Here is an 18749-nt window from a genome sequence, read left to right on the forward strand (position 1 = left end):
AGGTTGAAGGGCAGGTCAATCGTATTAAAACAATTAAAAGAAAGATGTACGGCAAGGCAGGGTTTCAGCTGCTAAGAAAAATGGTACTTGCAAAATCAGCATAATTCACCAAAAGTGACGGAGAGCCCGCATAGTGGCCAGCTTTTTCGGTCTATATTGTTCACTCTATTTCGCTTAAAAATGGCCACTCAGCTCATTTTAAGCGGTTTTAAGATTTCCGGAAGTCCGACCGGACTCATTGATTGTTTTGCATGGAGAAATTAAATTGTCGATGCGCTAAAGACCTTAAAAACGAAACTTATAAATCTTTTGTTGGAGTATTTTTTATCGACGGTAATTTTCTGTTAGTCCAAGTCTAAAATGTCCTTTTAGAGGCTGAATATTACCTTCTAAGGAATCAGGAGGAGTGTCAGTGGACCAACAATTACGAATACTGTTTGAAAAATGACCAAGTCAGATTGGCCGGATTGAATATATTTGGGTCAGTCTTTGGGATACCATCAAAACCAGATGGTAAAAACGGGGTGTACAGTTTGGAATGAGAATCACTGCACAGTTTTAGCGAAATCCCCACTCTTTGGTAACGTTTTTCCTTAGAAAGGATGATTTTAGGTATAGTCAAGATAAAAAACCTGGGTGAATTATCATGATATCCAACAAGCATTTGACAATTGGGGATCAGAGTTCCCTCTCAGTGCATATCATCAAACCCATAAATAGTAACCAGGGCTAAATTGCCTAGCTTTACTAAACGCATCCAACTTTGTCCCAGCTCAGTCTTGGCTAAAAAAATGCCCTTCCAAGCCCACTGCTAAAATTTACCTTTCCCCGCAATAGCTGTCTATAGTCTAAATCCATCCCCAGCCAGCAGAGATAAGCTTGCTTGCGTATTTCCGCATAAACAAGGTTAGACTCCAAAATAAGCAATCAAACTGCATGCCCAGGTCGCTAGGGGCAAATTTTCCCCGAAAGATAGGCTTTCAGATAGGGGGCAGTTCGGCTTGTAGCATTTCTGCTTACCTCGGCAGGGCTCCCGGTTGCTACAATCTTTCCTCCCTGGGATCCCGCGCCCGGGCCGATATCGATGATATGATCGCTTCCTGCCACCACGTGCATATCGTGCTCTACCAGCACAACCGTATTGCCGGCATCAACCAGGCGATTAAGTTGGGCCATCAGCCGCTCAACATCGCTCGGGTGAAGGCCCGTCGTTGGCTCATCGAGGATATAAAGCGTGCTTCCGTTCTGCGCGCGCTGGAGTTCAGTGGCCAGTTTAATCCGCTGCGCCTCGCCCCCAGAGAGTTCTGTGGCAGATTGCCCAAGCCTAAGGTAGCCAAGGCCGACCTCCCTTACCGTTTCAAGCGCCCTTGAAATGCCAGGTTCTTCATCAAAGAAATCGGCGGCCTCATCCACGGTGAGCTGCAGCACATCGGCAATATTTTTATCCTTATAGAAGATCTTCAGGGTATCCGCGTTGTAGCGTGTTCCCATGCAGACAGGGCAGGGGGTATACACGCTGGGCAGGAACAGGAGCTCTACCATTACCTGTCCTTCGCCCTGGCAGTTGGCGCACCTTCCCTTGGCCACATTAAAAGAGAACTGCCCGGCATCATAGCGCTTTTTCCTGGCCCCAGGCGTGCTGGCGAACAGCTTCCTCACCGGATCGAAAAGACCTGTATAAGTGGCCAGATTGCTCCTCGGCGTTCGGCCGATGGGTTTCTGGTCTACCACCACCAAACGGCGGATCCCCTTGAGCCCTCCGGCAATCGCGCCCTTTACCATGTCTTCAGGCTGCTGCTCCAAAAGGTCCGTTCCGCTTTCCGCTTCAGCAGCTTCTGGCTTTTGCCCCAGCGCAGCCCCCACCAGTTCAACCAAAACCTGGGAGATCAGACTACTCTTACCCGATCCCGAAATGCCCGTTACGCTGGTCATTATCCCAATCGGGATGGCAACATCTAAATCCTTTAGGTTATTCTTGTGTACCCCTTCTAGTTCCAGCCACTGTTCCGGTTTCCTTTCTGCCTGTGCATTGGCTTTAGCAGATGGTGTTTTAGGATAGAGATAACCCGCCGTGATGGACGCTTTGCAGTCCTTGATCTTTGCCGCCGGGCCGTTATAGATCACCCTGCCACCATTTTCGCCCGCACCGGGACCAATGTCCACGATCCAGTCGGCATGGCGGATGACCTCAATCTCATGCTCGACAACAAAGATCGAGTTGCCATCCTGTTTTAGCCGGTCAAGGATATTGAGGAGCGCCCGGGTATCCGCAGGATGTAGTCCTGCTGATGGTTCGTCCAATACGTAGACAACCCCGAAAAGATTAGAGTGTACCTGCGTAGCAAGCCTAAGCCGCTGCAGCTCTCCCGGAGACAGCGTCGGCGTACTCCGTTCCAGGCTGAGATAACCCAGCCCTAGTTCCAGCATCACCGCTATGCGTGAATATAGGTCAGCTGCGATCCGCTGGGTAACCAGTTGTTTTTCCAGGTGATGCCTATTTGAATTATCCCCCTTCGTTGATTGCCGTGCATAAGGACCGAAAAGATCTTGCAGCACCTGGAGCGGTTGTCGGCTCATCTGGGCAATATCCAATCCCTCGAATTTTACCGAAAGCGCCTGTTTTTTCAGCCTCTTTCCCCTGCAGACCGGGCATTCCCTTCCGGTCATAAACGAAAGCGCGCGTTTTTTCATCAACTGGCTCTGACTGGTCGCAAAGGTCTGCAGTACATACCGCCGTGCGCCAATAAAGGTACCCATATAATCGAACTGTTTTTTTGCCATGATTGCCCTTTGCACCTCTTGCAGGGTATACCCTGAGTAGACAGGAACCGAAGGCGATTCTTCAGTATACAAGATAAAGTCACGGTTTTTTTTAGAAAGCTGTTTCCAGGGAATGTCAACATCAATACCCATAGAGGTTAAGATATCCCGCAGGTTCTGGCCCTGCCACGCAGTGGGCCAACTGGCAACCGCGCGCTCGCGGATAGTTTTTGTTTCGTCGGGAACCATGCTCCTTTCGCTCACCTCATATACTTTACCCAGTCCATGGCAGTGCCCACAAGCACCTTCCGGTGTATTGGGCGAAAAGCCTTCTGCATAGATGATACCCTGTCCGCCTGGATAATCCCCTGCCCTGGAATAGAGCATTCGCAGCAAGTTGGAAAGGGTCGTCACGCTCCCCACTGTAGAGCGCGTCGAGGCTCCTCCGCGCTGCTGCTGCAGCGCAACCGCCGGTGGAAGTCCGGTGATGCTGTCTACCTCAGGGATCGACATCTGATTAAATAGCCGCCTCGCATAAGGAGATGCGGATTCCAGATACCTGCGCTGTGCCTCTGCGTACAGGGTACCAAAGGCTAGCGAAGATTTTCCAGATCCAGAGACTCCGGTGAATACTACCAACTGGTCCCTTGGTATTTCCAAATCGATATTCTTTAGGTTATGTTCCCTGGCACCCCTGATAACGATGCTGGGTAATTTTTTTTGTGAAGGCATATCTTGTTAAACAAAGCAAAGGGGATGCTAGTTTTTTTGATTTCATCTAAGGGCAGAAACGTAAACATAAATTTAACTGAGACAAGATCCCCTGATGTTATCCATAGGGGATCTAGCCTTTTTATTTTTCACTTATTTAACTGCCAGCAAGGCAACCTTTTCGATTACCGGCGGCGTAGCCAGCAGTTCATCCGCATGGGCCATCAAAGCCTTGGCAATTTCTCCACCCAGATGAGCATCCCGCCCAGCTTCATCCGCAAAGGTATCGAATATACCGAAGGTAGACGGCGAGATCTGCAGCGCATACCAACGGATAGTTCCGGGTTCAGCTTCGGCCAAAGGCAGGGCACTTTTGATAAAATCTGCAACTTGTTGCTCTTTACCAGCTTTGGCCTCCAGGCGGGCCAGTAATGCTAATTTTTCCATTTCGTTTATAATTTAAGGATTATCGGCGGCAAAAATTCCACCGCCAAGAAAGCCCCAAGAATAGTGCCACGTTATAATATTAACTACCAAATAATCAGATTTAAAGATTAAAATAATAAAGTGCGCTAGGAAAGCTGAAAGGGTTAAACCTTTAAAGAAAATAAACATTTAATTTCACACCAGGTACCCAAGCAGAGATGAGATGCTCCCAAAAGCGGCCACATATCCCCGCGCCAAACCGGACATTCTTGCCCAGAAGCCTACAACCGGCTAAAAGAAAAGCAACATGATCATACTTTATTTGCCCGTGATTTCTTTCCGGTGCTGCCTGCCCCAATCGGCAAGATTATCTATGATAGTTTTTAAAGTAAGTCCATATTCGGTAAGTTGATACAAAACGGTTACCGGTTGGGTACTTAAAACAGTTCTTTTAATCAATTTATTTACTTCAAGATCCTTAAGTTCCTTACTTAGCATCTTGTTGGAAATGCCACTCACGTCATTTAAAATGTCCGAAAATCTACGTTGGTTGAAATAACAGACAGAGGAAATTATAGATATTTTCCATTTTCCACTTAATACATCCATAGCATCATGGACAGCCAGGATCTGTTTTTTATTGTGCTCATTATCCGCCGGACAACAAATATTTTCCATAATTAGTTACCTAGTTACCCAAATGTTACTGTTACTTTTAGTTACAAAGTTACAATAATATATAAAGCTATTCTAAATTTGCATCATAAATTAAATCTATTAAAAATGAATTTTACAGGAAAAAACATAGTAATTACCGGAGGAACAACAGGAATAGGATTTGCAACCGCAACTGCCTTCATCGAAGCGGGCGCAAATGTATGGATTACAGGAAGAAACATCGAAAACCTCGACAAAGCCGCCGCTTTACTCAAAAGCGATCACCTTAAGACCGTTAAATCAGATACCTCAAACCTCGCTGGCATTGAAACTTTGGCCACAGCTATAGCAGAAAGCGGTCAAAAATTAGACGTAGTATTCTTAAATGCAGGAATAGCTACTTTTGCACCCATCGCAGAGGCTACTGAAGCCGATTTCGACGCACAGTTCAATACAAACGTAAAAGGACCTTATTTCACCTTACAGAAACTGCTTCCATATATGAATGACGGTGGTGCAGTAGTCTTCAATTCATCTACGGTGGCAACCGCCGCCCAAATGTACGGTAGTGTCTATTCCGCAACCAAAGGAGCCCTCAACAAGATTGCCCAAATTGCAGCAAATGAACTTGCCGGAAGAAACATCAGGGTAAACATGATCAGTCCTGGTCCCACACAGACGGAAGGTTTCGACAAGGCTGTGCCAGATGAGACCGTAAAAAAACAGTTTGCTTCAACAACAGCCCTGCAAAGAATGGGTAAACCTTCGGAAATTGCCAAAGCCGTTTTATTTCTAGCTTCTCAGGATGCAAGTTTTATTACAGGCGCTGAGCTATTGGCTGATGGCGGGTACATCGGATATGCACTGAAATAAAACCAATCTTTAAATAAATATCTTCAACAAAAGCTACTCTGGGTTAATCTTAGAACGGTCAGGCTTATTTCGGAGCAAAACGGCCGCACCGACTTTAATAATTAGATTCTCCAGGGGTAGTTTTTGCCTGTGACTTCAATACTGAAAACACCAGTTCTCCATTTATAAATCTCAAGCCGTTTTAGCAGTTTCTAGCCATAGGGATACGCCTCTTTGTAGTACCAATTGGAATCCGGAGCTCCACCCGGCTGAATACGCAAACAAAACGTTTAGACGTTATTCATTTACGGACGGTTTGAAGTTTTGTGAATATTAGCCGATCACCAAGAGTGAGGATGAGTCTAAAAGTACTATGTATGCTTGATGAAAACTATGCAAACCAAACAAAAGCAGAACTATTGCTGACAAGGTTAAGTTTTTAGAATGTATGTTGTCAATAAATTCAGTACGGCAACCTAATGCTATAATTTTTATTTCGTGCATAATCGGAACTATTTTCAAGGCAAGAGAAATTATTTTAATGGCATGGAGCCGCAAGAAAGCGTCCATCATCAAAAAGGCTGTTGAAGGAGAAATCTCAGGGGAAGTTCCGGCAACTTATCTTCAGCTTTCGGAACATGTGGAGTTTATTTTGGATACACCCGCAGCTGTCGAGCTTACCCGTTTTGATACACCATGGCTGGTTAAAGATTGCGTTTGGACAGAAAGCCTTATACGCAAGGCGGTAATATGGCTGGCGAATACATTGAAAAAACCAGTTTTAAAGTTAACAGAGGACGATTATAACAATAATGGTATGGCGCAACTGGCTACCGAAAAAGGGCCGGTTTACAACATAAACATACATATTTTTAACAAACTGCAACATACCATCACCGGGTGGCCTGGTGGTAAGCCAAATGCAGATGATTCTCAACGCCCTGAGCGGGCAGAACCGGCTAAAAAACGTGTGATTATCTTCTCTCCGCATCCAGACGACGATGTAATTTCGATGGGTGGCACATTTACCCGTCTGGTTGATCAGAAACATGATGTCTATGTCGCATATCAAACTTCTGGCAATACGGCCGTTTGGGATGATGATGCCCTTCGTTTTTTCGAATTCAATGTCGATTTCTCCGAAAAGATGGGCATGGAAAACTCGCATTTGAAAGTTCTTTACAATATTATGCGGGCATTTATTGAACAGAAAAAACCAAACCAGGTTGATACGCCAGAAATTCAGACGGTAAAAGGACTAATCAGAAAAGGAGAAGCCATTGCTGGTGCGCGTTATTGCGGGTTGGAAGATGATCACATCCATTTTCAGGCGCTTCCGTTTTACGAAAGCGGTAAAAACCAGAAGAATCCGGTAACAGATGCCGATATCGAATTAACGATTGAGCTTTTACAAAAAGTCAAACCACAACAAGTTTTTGCAGCCGGCGACTTTGAAGATCCGCATGGAACGCATATTGTTTGTTTCAATATTATTTTGGAAGCATTAAAACGCCTACGCAAAACAGAAGCCTGGGCCCAAGATTGCTGGTTGTGGATGTATCGTGGCGCCTGGCAAGAGTTTGAAACACATGAAATTGAAATGGCCGTACCAATCTCGCCTCAGGAACTAGAGCACAAACGAAACGCCATTTTTAAACACCAAAACCAAAAAGACAGAGCGGTATTTCCGGGAGATGATGCCAGGGAATTTTGGCAACGTGCTGAAGATCGCAACCGTGAAACTGCTAAAGCTTATGACGCACTAGGCCTGGCAGACTACGAAGCGATGGAAGCTTTTGTTCGCTTGAAGTTTGCTGATGATGAGTACAGGAAAATAGATATATCAGTGTCTAATTGTTAGGATCCCATTCACTACGACTGACTGTTTATCACTTCCTCTTAAGACTTTTCAAAATAGGCATGGTTTTCTGCTTTAGCATTCAATACGCAAACAAAGCACAATGCAGAAATGTCGAAGCGGCTACCTAATGTTGCCAGTTCATGAAGCTTTCTCTTTAAGTTTAGTCATTGTTAGTAAACAATTATCCTTTAATGTTCTGTATGCAAATTATCAAACTTATCAAAAAACTAAAATTTCGATTTAATATTGAAATTAGTTTATGATAATCAGCTAAAAGAGAAAATATATTCATTAGTTAATGGTGATAGGTTTGCTTTTTTGAGTTGTTAATATTTAGCAATAAGATCAGAAAAACTTTTTTGGCCGGTTTTATTGAGTAGAAGGAAATGAAACCAGGTCTATTGCTGGTTTATATAGCTGATTAGGCAAATAAGCTAATAAAGCAAATTTACAACTATTGGTAAGAACCTACAAGTAAGCTGCCGGCGTACGTTTGCTTCTTTCCTTCGGTTGCAAGTGTGGAAAGAAAAGAAGCTAGTGCAATAGTAACACCGGGATGTTTTTCAGTTTATATAGAGACCCATTAAACTTTCAATTTTAAAGCTGAATAGTGGTTTCTAGGCACTAATACCTCAACGAATTATCTTGTTCTACCTACAAGATAGAATTTAAAATACAATAACAAGTAATTATATAATGGAGCTGTTTCCTAGTGTCATGGCATTCTTATTTCGACATCTGATAATACTTACAAGTTCAATATTTTGATTTTATTCGTGGAAGAATAACTATTTTAGCACATGGGTTTGAAAAAGACATCAATTAGCGATATTGCAAAACATCTGAAAGTGGCTAAATCCACGGTTTCCTTTATAATTAACGGAAAAGCAAAAGAACATCGGATCAGCTCTGATCTTGAGAAATACGTATTGGACTATGTCAATAAAATAGGCTATCGGCCGCATCACCTTGCCCAAAGTCTGGCGACAGGCAGATCAAACAGTATCGGACTCATCGTGGAGAATATTGCGGACTCGTTTTTTGGAACGATAGCAGTAGAGATTGAACAGAAAGCAAGGGACAGTGGTTATAGAATTGTCTACAGCAGTACTTTGGGCGATACCAGGGTGGCCAATTCCGCTATTGATTTTTTCCGGCAAACTCAGGTGGACGGTTATATCATTGCGCCCCCTGCCGGTGTGGAGGAGCAGGTTGAAAGCCTTATTGGGGAGGGTATTCCAGTTGTGATATTTGACAGAAAATTAAACGGAATTGACGCCGATTATGTTGGAACGAACAACATGGAAATCACCAAAACTGCTTGTGAGCATTTAGTGGAACAAGGTTTTAAAAACATTGCTTTTATTACCCTTGAATCTGAACAAAGCCAAATGGCTGAACGGCTATCTGGATATCAGGAGACCATGCGTATCAAAAATCTCCAGGAATGGGTTTTCAAGGTTCCTTATCTAGAGAACCGTGATGGCTATCATCAGTTGATCAGGAAGTACCTGCATGAGAATGAGGGAGTAGATGCTGTTTTTTTTGCAACCAATTACCTCTGTGTCAACGGGCTTCAGGCAATTCGGGAGCTAGGAAAATCAATTCCCGAAGATCTTGGGGTAATCGTATTTGATGAAAATGACCTCTTCAGACTCTATACCCCCGGGATAACCTCTATCGAACAACCGCTGGATGAGTTGAGTGCGGCAATAATTGATACGCTGTTAAAAAAAATTTCGCAGAAAAGTCCGAACACCACCCCTGTTACGGCCGTAAAAACCTCCAAACTGATTATCAGGGATTCAAGTAAAAAAAAGGCTTAAAAAATTTGCAAAACTGGTTTTCTAAGAATATATTTGAGGTATGTCGCCGAAGCGATTTTTTTTAGTTCATTTGCAAAACCGGTTTTGCAAACTTTAATTAACCATATACCAAATATAAATTTAACATGATTGTGAGCATCTAAGGCTTATTCCAAAAAGTGAACCGGATTTCTTTTGGAATGGCAGGATTTGATTACATCATGCAAACCAACACAACTTATGAAAAAAAGAATCAGTCGAGTGGCCGTGCATGCCATGATTTTGTTGCTGCTCCAGTCTGCCACTGTAAGCTTCGCGCAAAAAAAGGAAAATATATTGCCTTCCTGGGCAATGGGTGGATTTGTCAGACCAAGAGCTGTTAACCCTGTAATATCGCCAATTGAAAAGAAACGCTTTGATGATCCGATGTCGGGTGTTCCGGTCTCCTGGGAATCAAATGACACTTTTAATCCGGCAGCGGTGGTAAAGGGTAATGAGATCATCGTTCTCTATCGGGCAGAAGATAAATACGGAATTGGAATTGGCAAAAGAACCTCAAGGATTGGATATGCGTCGAGCAAGGATGGCCTGCATTTTAAACGCAGAGCGACCCCTGTCCTTTACCCCGCGGCCGATGAGCAGAAGGAACGCGAATGGCCTGGCGGCACGGAGGACCCCCGCGTTGCGGTAACCGAAGGTGGTGAGTATGTTATATTTTATACGCAATGGAACAGAAAGGTGCCCCGTCTTGGCGTCGCCACTTCGAGGGATCTTCTGACCTGGAAAAAACACGGACCAATATTTGCAAAATCAACTGTCCTTCCTTCGCTGGTAAACCAGTCACATAAGTCTGCCTCCATTGTCACAAAGATTCAGGATGAAAAACAGGTGATTGCAAAGATTAATGGCAAATATTGGATGTACTGGGGAGAGCATGGGGTATATGGGGCTACGTCTGACAATTTAATAGACTGGGATCCTGTGGTTGACGAAAATGGAAAACTAAAGGCATTTATTTCCCCACGAGCGGGCTATTTTGATAGTTCTTTGACTGAGTGTGGCCCCCCGGCTATCCTGACCGAAAATGGGATTGTACTTTTATATAATGGAAAGAACGACCCCAAAAATGGCGACAAGCGTTTTAATCCGGGTACCTACAGTGCCGGACAGGTATTGTTCGACAAAAACGATCCTTCAAAACCTCTTGAAAGACTTGATGTCCCCTTTTTAAGACCTATGGAACCATTTGAAAAAAGCGGGCAATATATACAGGGAACAGTATTTATTGAGGGCATGGTATATTTTAAGAAAAAATGGTATTTATACTATGGTTGTGCAGACTCCAAGGTTGGAGTAGCTGTCTATGACCCTGCCAAGAACGTAAATCCTGATCCGCTTCCATAAAAATGAAAATATTCAGAAACAACTCCGTTATTTTGTCGGCAGATATCGGGGGCTCGCATATCAGTGCTGCAATTGTCGATCCTTTTATCGCTGAAATCCTCCCCGGGTCATTATTGCGCAGGAGTGTCAATGCTCATTCTGAAGCACAGGATATACTTTTCACATGGACCTCTGCATTAAAATCAGTCATCGAAAACTCCGAAAAAAAACCAGATTACCTGTCTGTTAGTATGCCTGGACCTTTTGATTACAAAAATGGGATATCCTTGATAAAGGGAATGAACAAATATGAAAGTCTCTACGGTATTTCAATCAAACAGGTACTTGCCGAAGCCCTGGGGCTTTCATCCGATTCCATTAGCTTTACAAATGACGCTGAGGCCTTTCTCAAGGGAGAGGCAGAACACGGGGCAGGGAGAGGATTTGACCGTATCTTGGGTATCACCCTTGGTACCGGGCTCGGATCCGCGATATTCTGTGACGGTATTTCAGAGGATAAGAATCTTGGTTCATCTGCCTTCAATGGATGTATCGCAGAAGACTTCATCTCCACAAGGGGTTTGCTTAACTATTATAAAAGTCTTGGCGGCAATCGTGCCGAAGATATCAAAGCACTTGCAGAACTGGTATCCGAGGACCCCGCAGCAGGGAAGGCGTTTAATAAATTGGCAAGCTGGCTTTCGGACTTCTTCGCCCTCCATCTTCCACACTATCAGTCCGATCTAATCTTAATAGGTGGGAACATATCCAAAGCCAGTCATTTATTCCTGCCAAAACTGGAAAGGGACCTTGAAAATAAGGGTATTCATATCCCTATAAGAATTGCTGAACTTGGTGAAGTTGCCGCAAAGCTTGGCGCCGCCGCACATTTTAAAGATAAATCAATCAAATTCAATCCTGAACATGCAAATTAAGATAAACAAAAATTTTGCCACCTGGTTTGCGCTAATCGCGTCCCTGGGTGGATTTCTTTTCGGGTTTGAGACTGCTGTAATCTCTGGCGCGGAGAAAACTATCCAAAGGCTTTGGCATCTTGATGCATTTTGGCAGGGCTTCACGGTATCTTCATCCCTAATCGGAACGGTTCTTGGTGCACTGTTTGCCAGCAAACCGGCCCAGCGCTTTGGCCGTAAGAAAGTGTTACTTGCTGTAGCCATTTTCTACTTGTGCTCAGCTATTGGATGTGCCTATTCATTCAACTGGTATGCATTTATTTTTTTCCGTTTCATCGGCGGGCTCGCAGTGGGTGTTTCCTCTGTGGTAGGACCTATCTACATTGCCGAAATTGCCCCTGCCAAAAACAGAGGAAGGCTGACCGGGCTTTTCCAGTTCATGATCGTATTGGGAATCTTTTTGGCCTACCTGACAAATTTCCTCTTTGCAGGGCTTGGGGAAAATTCATGGCGGTGGATGCTGGGAATTATGGTCTTCCCTTCCGCATTGTTCTTTATTCTATTGACAATCGTGCCGGAAAGCCCCCGGTGGCTGTTACTACAGGGAAGATTGGCTGAGGCCAAAGAAATATTCGAGAAACTGGGTGATGGTATGCTTGCGAATCTGCTTGAAAAAGATCTTTCAGGGGAACAAAAGAAAACAAATCTCCTTCAGCGCAAATACCTCAAGCCTATCGCATATGCGGTAATCCTGGCGATGTTCAATCAGCTGAGTGGTATAAATGCTATTCTTTATTATGCCCCACGTATTTTTGAACTTGCTGGATTCGATAAGGAACTTTCCTACTTGCAACCTGTTTTTATAGGGGGTGCAAATCTTTTCTTTACCTGCTTGGCAATGCTCGTTATCGACCGTTTCGGACGTAAAAAGTTACTGCTTATCGGAAGCGTGGGCATGTTCGTATTTCTTGGACTTGTTGCCCTTACTTTTAAGAACGGGCTTGAAGGCTCAGAATTCATGTTATTGTACCTTATCGGTTTCATAGCTTTTTTTGCTTTTTCGCAAGGCGCAGTGATATGGGTTTTCATTTCTGAGATTTTTCCCAATGAAATCCGGTCACAGGGAGCATCCCTGGGAAGCTTCACACATTGGATTATGGCCGCAGTGGTATCGTGGCTTTTTCCTGTGATCGTCGAAGGGAGCGCAAATGGCGGCTATTACTCTTTTGTCTTTTACAGCGTGATGATGGCTTTGTCATTTTTCTTCATTTGGAGGTTCATGCCCGAGACTAAGGGCAAATCCCTGGAGGAAATACAGGCACATCTCCAGAAATAGACGGCCTGTTAAATTATACTGAGCAAATTACAATCAAATTGCAAAACCCGGTTTTTCATTAAAAAACCGGGTTTAGTGAGCTCCGGCGGGGGCGGCTTCAAACCCGCTGGATTCATATAGCTTAATTGTTAACTAACCAAATTATCAGAATTAAACCAAATTATGAGCCTATGAAAGCACATCGATGACAACCAGTTTAAGCACATTAAGCGGGCTTAACTTTTAAAGATATTTCTAATCAAATAAACCAAAATTAAAAAATTATGAAGCAGCATTACGAAAAACAACATGTCTGTCGTAAGATTTTTCATTCCTTCAAGGCAATAATATGTGTAGTGGCCCTGATGACAATGAGCGAGAATGTTATGGCCTCCTCCTTACTGCAACAGGGCAACCGGGAAGACCCAATAATTGTTAAGGGAAAAGTCCTGGATTTGAGCAATAGCCCAATCCCCGGGGTGACCATTCGGTTAAAAAGAAATCCCAGGATTGGAACAAGTACGAATGAGGAAGGGTTTTTCAGTATAAAGGCAGAAAAAAATGATACATTGATTATTTCTTCATCGGGTTACCGAACCCACGAGTATGTACTAAGAGGACTTTCGGAGCTTACAATTAAGCTACAGGAAAGCATAGAGCAGATGGATGAGGTCGTTGTGGTGGGATATGGTCAGCAAAAAAGAGCCTCAGTTACCGGCTCGGTGGCCTCTATAAGTGGGAAAGATCTGGTAACGGTCAAGACGCCAAACGTAACCAATATGCTTGCCGGAAGGTTGCCGGGACTCAGGGCTGTCCAGCGTACTGGCGCACCGGGCGATGACGGATCCTCTGTGGATATTCGCGGATACGGAAGTATGTTGGTTATTGTCGATGGTGTACAGCGCGACTTTTCACAACTGAATGCCAATGACATCGAGTCGATTTCGATTCTCAAGGATGGTGCTGCGGCAGTGTATGGATTCAAAGGGTCCAATGGTGTACTTTTGGTAACAACCAAAACCGGGTCGGAGTCGCCTGCCAGGATAGAATATAACGGTTTTGCCGGTTTGCAGAGAGTAACCAGATATCCTGAAATGATGAATGCTTATGAATATGCCTCTCTGTATAATGAGGCTATTTATAATACCAATCCACTTGGTGGGGTTCCCGCTTATACTGCCCAACAGCTCCAGGCCTTCGAAAATGGTGGCGGAACAGATTGGTGGGGTGAGATGGTCCGCAACAATGCGCCACAAAGTTCACATGATCTGAGTATCTCCGGAGGAAACAGCAAACTAACCTATTTTACTTCGGTTGGTTATCTCAATCAGGGCGGTATACTCCGTTCTGATGATTGGAGTTTCAGCCGTTATAACTTCCGCTCTAACATTACCGTTGAGGTGGCAAAGGGCCTAAAGGCAAATCTTAATGTGGCAGGTAATTTCCAGGACAGAAAACGACCGTTCGAAGCTGACAATCTGTTTCGTCAGGCACAAATGGCGGTGCCGACCTATACGGTTTATGCCAATAATAATCCTGATTACTGGCAGGCGGTTGGGGACATGGCCAATCCTGTCCACACTTCTGATATAGAACAATCGGGTTATGAATGGCGTTTAAGGCGACAATTTAACGGCTCGTTGACCTTAAGCTACCAGATTCCGGGAATTGATGGCCTTCAGGCCAAGGCCATGGTTGCCTATGACTATAACAACAGTGAATGGAAAACATGGAAAAAGGATCTTTCAGAATACAATTATGTTCCGGCTTCAGGGGTATACAACAAATCGATTCTGCGGAGCCTTGCAGGGCTGGAATCCTCTCTTGAAAACTATTATAAGCCAACCCAGCAATATTCTTTGAATTACAATAAGGTGTTCGGCGGCAAAAATGACATTAGCGCCCTTGTGCTTTATGAGCTTTACAATGACAGGGTCACTTCGCTGACGGGTAAAAAAGATTTTACCATTGGCATTATTGATGATCTTGACTACGGGAACAAGCTCAATCAGAGTGCAGGAGGTCTTTCGAAGGAAACTTCTCATGCCGGCCTTGTTGGACGGGTGAACTATGCTTTTGATAAGCGTTACCTTGCAGAGTTGAGTTTCCGTTATGATGGCAGCTACAAATTTGTGCAAAGTTCCCGATGGGGATTTTTCCCGGGTGCATCCCTGGGATGGCGGGTTTCTGAGGAGCCTTTCTTTAAAAAAATACTGCCTTCCTTTGATAATTTCAAAATCAGGGGATCTTACGCAGTAGTTGGCGATGAGGGGGATTTCTCAGCATTCCAATACCTTGACGGATACGTTTTTAGTGGCAATTATGTTATGGGGGACCAGGGCATCACCCTTGGCCTTGCCAATAGAGGCATCGCCAATCCCTGGCTAACCTGGTATGAATCGAGATTGATGAACGTAGGATTTGAGGCCTCTTTTAAACGCGGTTTGCTAACAGCCGAGTTTGATTGGTTCCGAAGGAACCGTTCAGGTTTGCCGGCAACACGCCAGGGCACCCTGCCAACAACTTTCGGTCAAACCTTGCCGCAAGAGAACCTTAACTCCGATGTAAACACGGGTTTTGAAATTAGTATCAGACATCGACATTCTATTGGTGAATTCAAATATAATGTATCGGCAAATTTCTCTACCACACGCATTAGCAATAACTATATAGAACGTGCAGGTTCACTTAACATGTACGATAACTGGAGAAATAACAATACCGAACGTTATAAGGACATCCGTTGGGGAAAAAAGGTGGTTGGACAATTCAGTTCTTATCAGGATATTTTAAATTCTGCTATCCAGGATAACAACGGGAATAAATCCCTGTTACCGGGGGATTTAAAGTTTGAGGACTTTAATAAGGATGGCATTATTGATGATAACGACACGCAGCCAATCGGACATGGAAGCTCGCCGAGGATGTATTACGGGCTAAACCTCAGCGGTAGTTATAAGGGATTTGACTTCACATTGTTCATGCAGGGGGCGGCAGGCCATGATGTATATATGAGTGGTGATGTGCTGGATCCGTTCATCCAGCAGGGGCTTGGCAATGGCTTTGCCTTTATGACCGACCGCTGGCACAGGGCCGATCCAAAGGATCCCTCGAGTGAGTGGATTCCGGGATTAATGCCTGCTGCAAGGGTGACCGGCCTCAGCGATAATCGTTCGAACAATTCCTGGTCGTTACATACTGCAGACTACCTCCGCCTTAAAACAGTGGAGCTGGGCTATACCCTTCCGGGAAAATGGTTGCCTGCAAAAGGCATCAGCAGGCTCAGGATGTATATAAACGGCAATAATCTTTTAACCTTTACCAGTCGCGAAGGATTGATGAAATATATCGACCCGGAAGCCGACAATACGGGATTACGTTACTATCCACAGCTAAAAACAATGAATTTTGGTGTTAATCTAACCTTATAAATAAAAGAAAATGAAAACTTATCATTTTAAAAATATTCTGTACGCAGCTTTCCTTATGATCGGGATGTGCGGATGCAAAAAATATTTAGACAGAGAGGAAACCAGCGGGATTATCACAAGTGATCAGATCTGGCAAAATTCGAATGCAATCTCGGCGGTACTTGTAAACCTTTATGACGGGGGCCTGAGGCTGGATGAATTTGACGACTGGTTTACCGGCAAGGAGAACTTCCTGAACCCCACCGCACTTTCAGATGAGGCCCAGGGTTCCTACCAAAAAGATCCAGCATTCAGTAATGCAAGTGCCATTTATATCTATAGCGACTTTTTATTTGAGGATAAGTTCTCCGACAGGTATGTCCACATCCGCAGAGTAAACGACTTTTTATCGCAACTTGCAAAAACAACGGTAATCAGCGATAAGGAAAAGGCTGCGATAAATGCTGAAGGACGTTTCATCCGGGCCATGGAATATTTTTCTTCAGTAAAAAGATATGGAGGGGTGCCCCTCCTTACCCAGGCTCAGGATTACGTTCCAGGGGAATTCGATGCTTTGAGAATACCCCGAAACACTGAGCAGGAATGTTATGATTTTATTATTAATGAATGCAAACAGGTTGCCGACCAGCTGCCGTTAACCAGAACCGGTATAGATAAATACCGGGCTACGAGAGGTGCGGCACTGGCGCTTTGGTCAAGGGCTGCGCTCTACGCAGGCTCAATATCCAAATACGGTACGGTACAGATCAACGGTCTTGTAGGTATCCCCGTAAGTGAGACAAGCAGATATTTTACCGAATCCTATAATGCATCCAAGGCAATATTCAATCTGAATGTGTATCAGCTCTACGAAAAAAATGCAGATAAGGCAGAAAATTTCTATGAACTTTTTTCACGGGCAGTAAACGGAGACAATGGCGAATACATATTTCAAAAGCAATATGACCTTGCCGGTGGCAAGGCACATAGTTGGGACAAACTTAACGCGCCCTTTTCGTATCGCGGTAACGGATGGGGTTGTGGAATGGCTCCTACCCTTGAAATGATTGAAGAATTCGAATACGCTAACGGTATACAGCGAAAATTGCCTATTTATGAAAGTGATGGCGTAACTCCGAGACGGTTCAACGATCCTTATGAACTTTTTGCAGGTAAGGATCCACGCCTTTTTGGCTCTGTATACGTTCCCGGTGCGATGTTAAAGGGGTCGAAAATTGAATGGAAGCGTGGAATTATCGCAGCAAACGGCACCAGGTACCAGGCATTCAACCAGCCCGACAAAGACAATACGGTAACGATAAACGGTATAAAATATACCGCATCGGGCAAAGACGGTGGTGCAGATATTGGCGATGCTTCCAAAACAGGTTTTTACCAGCGCAAGTTTTTCGATGAGACACAAACCAATATGGATTTGAGCAAGTCCACCACTCCATGGGTGGTATTCCGACTTGGGGAAATTTACCTCAATTTGGCTGAGGCGTGTATGGAATTGGGCGGTAAGGACGCCGAGGCCCTTGCCGCAGTGAACAGGATCCGCCAGAGGGCCGGAATCGCATCTCTGACCTCCATCTCCCTTGAGAAGGTAAGACATGAGCGTAAAATTGAACTTGGCTTTGAGAAACACCGATACTGGGACATGAAGCGGTGGCGGATATCCCACCTGGATGTAAACCAGGGCGGGCTGACCAACTTCAGGGGAACCGCGCTATATCCATGGTATAACCTTAGTGACGGCAAGTATACCTTCACAACCGGAGTACCGCCAAAACAACTGAGACAGTTTCTTGAGAAAAGCTACTACATCAGACTGGCCCCCACCGACATTGCAACAAATCCAAAACTTATACAAAACCCGGGATATGAAAACTAACTTTAATAAACTAATCCTATCGATACTTTTCTTAGCAAATATCGGCCTTGTTTCGTGCAAGAACGAAATTGATAACTATATTTCGCCCGAAGGTGGGATAAGCGGTACCATCTACGACGCGGAGACCAAGGAACCCATACAGCTGCCCGTTCAGGGGGCAGCCGGGGTATTGGTCAACCTTTTCGAACAAAATACCGGAGCAAGCAAATCCATTGATTTCCGCGCGAACCAGGACGGTACTTATCAGAATGCGAAGGTTTTTAATGGCGATTACAAGGTGGTCGTGAACGGACCGTTCGTAAATAAATGCGAAGGGAACACACGCATAAACGGGCAAACGACGCTGGATCTAAGTGCGGTTCCTTTCTCAAGAATTTCAATAGATGCAGTTATATCCGCTGACAACAATATCACCATCAACTACAAAGTGGATAAAACCGATAGCAAGTTTGTGCTCAGCAATGTGTCTGTGATGTGGAACTTTGCACCCAGAGTAGACATCAACAATTCCAACTATGCCGCTATCAGCTCAAAGGGAGCTGTTGCGAGCGGATCACAATTGTTTGAACTTTCAAAGAGTGCTGTATTTACCGGCAATATCTATAAAATAAAAGCCAATGGAAATAAGATCTATGTAAGGGTTTGTGCAAAGGTAAACGATGCGGTAAATTATAGTAAAGTATTAGAACTTAGCGTCAACTAAAAAGGAACACCTCTTCACCAAATGCTGGGGGATGTAATATCCCCCAGCTTCAAGTTTA

The 18749-nt window shown here is 44.4% G+C and carries 11 protein-coding genes and 1 pseudogene; 9 read left to right on the forward strand and 3 right to left on the reverse strand.

What is annotated here, in order from left to right:
- Positions 1-948: 948 nt before the first annotated feature.
- The 3 genes from uvrA to EHC72_RS21660 form a co-directional block, all read right to left on the reverse strand.
- Complete coding sequence (gene uvrA / locus EHC72_RS21650) at positions 949-3273, reverse strand: excinuclease ABC subunit UvrA (RefSeq protein WP_246029480.1); 2325 nt, start codon at positions 3271-3273, stop codon at positions 949-951.
- A 351-nt stretch (positions 3274-3624) separates the two neighbouring features.
- On the reverse strand, positions 3625-3918 hold the full coding sequence (locus EHC72_RS21655) for a putative quinol monooxygenase (protein WP_088300351.1): 294 nt from the start codon (positions 3916-3918) through the stop codon (positions 3625-3627).
- 297 nt (positions 3919-4215) lie between these two features.
- Positions 4216-4575: a winged helix-turn-helix transcriptional regulator gene (locus EHC72_RS21660; protein WP_088300350.1), complete on the reverse strand. Its 360-nt coding sequence runs from the start codon at positions 4573-4575 to the stop codon at positions 4216-4218.
- A gap of 105 nt (positions 4576-4680) precedes the next feature.
- Here EHC72_RS21660 and EHC72_RS21665 point away from each other — a divergent pair, with 105 nt between their 5' ends.
- From EHC72_RS21665 to EHC72_RS21705, 9 genes and pseudogenes are all read left to right on the forward strand, one after another.
- On the forward strand, positions 4681-5427 hold the full coding sequence (locus EHC72_RS21665; RefSeq protein ID WP_088300349.1) for an SDR family oxidoreductase: 747 nt from the start codon (positions 4681-4683) through the stop codon (positions 5425-5427).
- Positions 5428-5911: 484 nt separating this feature from the next.
- Positions 5912-7267: pseudogene (locus EHC72_RS21670) on the forward strand (PIG-L family deacetylase); the annotation flags it as partial.
- An 806-nt stretch (positions 7268-8073) separates the two neighbouring features.
- Positions 8074-9093 (forward strand): LacI family DNA-binding transcriptional regulator, encoded by a 1020-nt coding sequence (locus tag EHC72_RS21675; RefSeq protein WP_165585914.1) that lies wholly within the window; start codon positions 8074-8076, stop codon positions 9091-9093.
- Between the two features lie 219 nt (positions 9094-9312).
- On the forward strand, positions 9313-10476 hold the full coding sequence (locus EHC72_RS21680; protein WP_131539815.1) for a glycoside hydrolase family 130 protein: 1164 nt from the start codon (positions 9313-9315) through the stop codon (positions 10474-10476).
- Positions 10477-10478: 2 nt separating this feature from the next.
- A complete protein-coding gene (locus EHC72_RS21685) occupies positions 10479-11390 on the forward strand; it encodes an ROK family protein (RefSeq protein ID WP_131539816.1) in 912 nt (303 codons plus the stop codon).
- Positions 11380-12705 carry a sugar porter family MFS transporter gene (locus tag EHC72_RS21690; protein WP_131539817.1) on the forward strand — a complete coding sequence of 442 codons (1326 nt, stop codon included), beginning with the start codon at positions 11380-11382 and terminating at the stop codon, positions 12703-12705. Before EHC72_RS21685 ends, EHC72_RS21690 begins: the two co-directional genes overlap by 11 nt.
- A 263-nt stretch (positions 12706-12968) precedes the next feature.
- Complete coding sequence (locus tag EHC72_RS21695) at positions 12969-16115, forward strand: SusC/RagA family TonB-linked outer membrane protein (protein WP_131539818.1); 3147 nt, start codon at positions 12969-12971, stop codon at positions 16113-16115.
- Positions 16116-16125: 10 nt separating this feature from the next.
- Positions 16126-17988 (forward strand): RagB/SusD family nutrient uptake outer membrane protein, encoded by a 1863-nt coding sequence (locus EHC72_RS21700; protein WP_131539819.1) that lies wholly within the window; start codon positions 16126-16128, stop codon positions 17986-17988.
- Entirely contained in the window at positions 17978-18691 is a 714-nt protein-coding gene (locus EHC72_RS21705; protein WP_131539820.1) for a DUF3823 domain-containing protein, read from the forward strand. The genes EHC72_RS21700 and EHC72_RS21705 overlap by 11 nt, the downstream gene beginning before the upstream one ends.
- Positions 18692-18749 lie beyond the last annotated feature (58 nt).

The sequence above is a fragment of the Pedobacter nototheniae genome (genome assembly GCF_004335085.1).
Lineage (GTDB): Bacteria > Bacteroidota > Bacteroidia > Sphingobacteriales > Sphingobacteriaceae > Pedobacter > Pedobacter nototheniae.

Excerpts from the sequence above, each read along its gene's own strand:
- EHC72_RS21705 (WP_131539820.1), top strand. The coding sequence starts at position 17,978 with ATGAAAACTAACTTTAATAAACTAATCCTATCGATACTTTTCTTAGCA.
- EHC72_RS21660 (WP_088300350.1), bottom strand. The coding sequence starts at position 4,575 with ATGGAAAATATTTGTTGTCCGGCGGATAATGAGCACAATAAAAAACAG.
- uvrA (WP_246029480.1), bottom strand. The coding sequence starts at position 3,273 with ATGTCGATCCCTGAGGTAGACAGCATCACCGGACTTCCACCGGCGGTT.
- EHC72_RS21665 (WP_088300349.1), top strand. The coding sequence starts at position 4,681 with ATGAATTTTACAGGAAAAAACATAGTAATTACCGGAGGAACAACAGGA.
- EHC72_RS21680 (WP_131539815.1), top strand. The coding sequence starts at position 9,313 with ATGAAAAAAAGAATCAGTCGAGTGGCCGTGCATGCCATGATTTTGTTG.
- EHC72_RS21690 (WP_131539817.1), top strand. The coding sequence starts at position 11,380 with ATGCAAATTAAGATAAACAAAAATTTTGCCACCTGGTTTGCGCTAATC.
- EHC72_RS21695 (WP_131539818.1), top strand. The coding sequence starts at position 12,969 with ATGAAGCAGCATTACGAAAAACAACATGTCTGTCGTAAGATTTTTCAT.
- EHC72_RS21685 (WP_131539816.1), top strand. The coding sequence starts at position 10,479 with ATGAAAATATTCAGAAACAACTCCGTTATTTTGTCGGCAGATATCGGG.
- EHC72_RS21700 (WP_131539819.1), top strand. The coding sequence starts at position 16,126 with ATGAAAACTTATCATTTTAAAAATATTCTGTACGCAGCTTTCCTTATG.
- EHC72_RS21655 (WP_088300351.1), bottom strand. The coding sequence starts at position 3,918 with ATGGAAAAATTAGCATTACTGGCCCGCCTGGAGGCCAAAGCTGGTAAA.